The organism is Microcoleus sp. B3-D2 (assembly GCF_036705345.1).
Classification (GTDB): Bacteria; Cyanobacteriota; Cyanobacteriia; order Cyanobacteriales; family Microcoleaceae; genus Microcoleus.
The window spans coordinates 1-4,092 of record NZ_JAUBUG010000150.1 but is presented as its reverse complement, the minus strand read 5'-3'; the positions used below and the strand labels follow the sequence as shown (position 1 = coordinate 4,092).

Below are 4,092 nucleotides of genomic sequence, written 5' to 3'. Positions count from 1 at the left end.
TGCCTATCTTTTTTTACCACAAGTTGGCTCAATCCTTACTAAATATGGGTTTGGGGCGGGTCGTCACCCCCCCAGCTTAGTTCACCAAACTACTCACTTTCTTTTCCCCGATCGCAATACATCCCGAAAGTGTACAGCAACGAAGGTGATCAAGGCTTTAAACCAATTGATATAGGGCTGCCTACCGTTTACGGAGGTGTGATTCAGGAAAATGGGAAGAATCATGATGCCAAACCTTCTGCTACCTGGGGAGACAGCGACAATGATGGTGATCTCGATATCTTGCTCACAGGCGTAATTGATACTCCTCCACCAGACAACTCCACCCCCGCTGCACCCTCCATCCCCAGTTTGCCCTACACCCCCATCACCAGACTGTACCGGAACCAAAGGACTGATAGCACTCTTCCCAATTACCCAACCTTCATCGACCCTATTAAATTTACTCTAGACACAAGGGTAAAGCTGCCTGGTATTTTCAACGGTTCCGCGGCTTGGGGAGACTACAACAACGATGGCAGAAAGGATCTCGTACTCACAGGTGACACGAGTTCAGGATACATCGCCAAAGTGTTCCGCAACGAACCCATTGGTTTTAACAACGGCAGTATCTTTAACTACGCCCTTACCTTTGAGGAGGAGACTGGGGCTAGCTTGCCCGGTGTTATTGGCAATGCCGCCTGGGGAGACTACGACAACGATGGCCAACTCGATATCTTGCTGACAGGGGACACTGCTCTAAAAAGCGACCCCAAGCCAAATTACATCGCAAAATTGTATCGCAACACTCCCGATGGCTTTACCGAAAAGCAACTGCCGCAAAATCCAAACCCCCAAGAACCTATTATTTACGGTGCATGGGGAGACTCCAGCAGCGATGCCAAACTAGATATCTTGCTTACAGGTGGATCGTCGCGTCCAAATGAATGGAACTACGGCCGTACCAGATTGCTCGGAAACAATAGCTATGGGGATACTACTAGCTTTCAGGAAGCTTATTCATTCGGGTATGGTGGTAGTCCCGCTGCTTGGGGAGACTACGACAACAATGGCAAGCTGGATATCCTTGTGACAGAACTGGATGGTAATTCGGGTTCCAGTGTCGCTAAAGTTTACGAAAAAAATGATTCTGGCACCAATTTTGAACTCCTCAAGGATGCAGGGCTGCCTGATAATGTTGCCAGCCCGAGTTCTTGGGGAGACTACGACAAGGACGGCAGACTAGATATTGCACTCACGACAAGAGATAATTCACCTAGCAGTGGCAGCTTTGTCAAAATCTACCGCAACAATACCCCTGATGCGAACACGCCACCCTCTGCATTTCAAGGTTTCAATTACCCTTGGATTACTTCCGAAGGAGTTATCTTAAGTTTTCCCGGAGGATGGGGGGCTCCGCTCGACGCTCAAACTCCAAATCAGGGTTTAAGCTACAATCTGCGAGTTTGGACTACTCGTCCCAATCCCACTCCCGGTGGCGACCCTATTAAAGAGTACATTGTTGGCCCAATGTCCAGTGATGACGGGACTCGGCAAGTAGTGCAGTTGGGAAATGTCCATCAAGCCAACCCCAACAGCAGTAGCAATTCCTACTCGCCTGGTTGGCTGCTCAAGCCAGATTACTTAATCCCTGGACAAACTTATTACTGGAGTGTACAGGCGATCGACGGTGCTTGGGCGGGTTCACCTTTTTCCGAAACACAAAGTTTTGTCGCCCCCGATATCAAACCAACCCTCACTATCACTGCTACAGATCCCTATGCGGCAGAAACACGTTGGGATGAACCCCCGAATCCGGGAAAATTCACCATTACCCGTACTGGTGGCAACCTAGCTAATGATTTGAATGTCCACTACAAGTTCGATAATCTATTCGATAATCAACACTACCTACGGATACCGGGTACTGCTATACCTGGTATCGGTTACGAATTGTTTTCCGACTCCGAACCCCGTCAGCAGTTACCCTACGCTGGCGATTACGGCTCTGTCACCATTCCAGCCGGTAAACGCAGTGTCAACATGGTGGTCGATGTCCGCAATGACAGCCTAGTAGAAGGCAACGAAGCAGTGTTTATCAGCTTACAGACTCCCGAGTTTATCAGCTTACAGACTCCCGCCGGCCCCCAAAAGATAGGCGAGCCCTATAGTGCTACTGTGATGATCTGGGACAACGACCCCAACAACCCGCCTGTCATCAATTACGGCCCGACTACAACCCCTTGGCATCACGAGTCCATAGTAAGCAATAACCCCTTCACATTCGAGTACCAATTTCCCCAGAACACTTTCACAGACCCCGATCAAGGTGACACGCTTACCTACACAGCAACTCTGATGGACGGCAGTCCCCTGCCAAGTTGGCTCACCTTCAATCCAGAGACTCGTACACTCAGTGGCACAAGTCCTGAACCGCAGGAATTCAGAATTAAGTTAACAGCAACGGACAGGGCGGGTCTTAGTGTCAGCGACGACGAGACGGGCCCATATGGGGGTAAGGGTATGTTGCTGCAATTTAGCAGCAGCGGCGTAGTTATTGACGGTTATATCTCGGGTGCAACCCTCTTCCTCGACGCCAACAAAAACGGCATCCTCGACACCAACGAACCATCCACCACAACCGATTCAGGCGGTAATTTCAATCTCAACATCCCCTTCGAGACATTCGACACCAACAAAAACGGAGAAATCGACCCATCAGAAGGCAATCTAGTAGCCACCGGAGGCACTGACACCGCCACCGGCTTACCCCTAGAAACACCAGTCACCGCACCTCCAGATGCGAGTGTAGTCACCCTCTTAACCACCTTAATCGCCGACTTAATCGACAAAGGAATTGAACCAGAAGAAGCCCAATCTTTAGTCAAAGCTGCCCTTGGACTCCCCGCTGAAGTTGACCTGACTAGCTTAGATCCAATAGAAGCCACCAATAACAACCAACCCGGCGGCGTCCAAGTCTTAGCCGCAATGGTGAAAGTCCAAAACTTCATCACTCAAACCAGCGCTTTGATTGACGGTGCTTCCAGTGCAGCCAATAGCGATATTGTCAAAGCTGTTGTCAGTTCAATTACGGCTCAAATTCAATCAGGTACAATCTTAAACCTCAGCAATGCCGCAGCTTTAGAACCAATCATTCAGCAAGCTGCCGCGAAAATCCAGCAAATAGACCCGAGTTTCAACAGTCAACAAGTCAGCCAAATTACATCGCAATCCGCGACAGTAATGGCAACAGCCAATCAACGCATTGATGCGGCTGTCTCCAACCCAACAGCAACATCAATTCCTGAATCACTTGCCCGCCTCCAACAAGTAGCCTTGGGCCCAACTACTCAAGACTTCAAAGAAGTGGGTACGGGAAATAAACCAATTTCCCAGGTAGTTGCTGACAATACTGGTACTGCTTTAGATAGCAGAATTGAAGCTGTAGTATTGCCTGCTGGGATTGCAACTCCTGTTGTCAGCGGTGATGCTGATTTGGGCAGCAATTCCCCCAATGCAATTCTCGGTACCAATGGCGACGATATCCTGACGGGCGACAGCGGAAATAATGTGTTGATGGGCATGAGGGGCAATGATTCCCTCGATGGAAGTCTGGGGAATGACACTGTTTTCGGTGGCAAAGGTAGCGATACAATGCTGGGAAGTAGCGGTGATGAGGCCTTGTTTGCCGGTCGCGGTGCTGACATTGTGAATGGGGATGATGGTAATGATATTCTTTACGGAGGTAAGGGAGATGATTTACTCAATGGCGGTTTGGGAAGTGATAGTTTGATAGGAGGAATGGGAGTAGATAAGTTCTTACTCTCTACCAATTCCGGTACTGATACGATTACTGATTTTGAAGTCGGTAAAGACTTGTTAGTATTGGGTAACGGGTTGAGTTTCTCGCAATTGGCGATTGCTCAAGATAGCGGTGCAACTTTAATCCGGTTTGCACAAACAGGGGAGATTTTAGCTTCTCTCAATGGTGTTTCTGCTAGCAATATTAGTGCGGTCAATTTCGGATTGATTTAAACTGAAGTTCCCCCCGTAGAGGGGATGTTCAAATCTCTCAAACCCTTGCACTACAAGGAACAATTGCCTTTTTGCCCC

1 protein-coding gene is annotated in these 4,092 nt (G+C 48.9%); it reads left to right on the top strand.

Annotated features, from left to right (window positions below; translation table 11 throughout):
* Positions 1-129 precede the first annotated feature (129 nt).
* Positions 130-4,014, top strand: coding sequence for an FG-GAP-like repeat-containing protein (locus QUB14_RS28145; RefSeq protein ID WP_333221230.1), 3,885 nt, complete (start codon positions 130-132; stop codon positions 4,012-4,014).
* Positions 4,015-4,092: the final 78 nt, after the last annotated feature.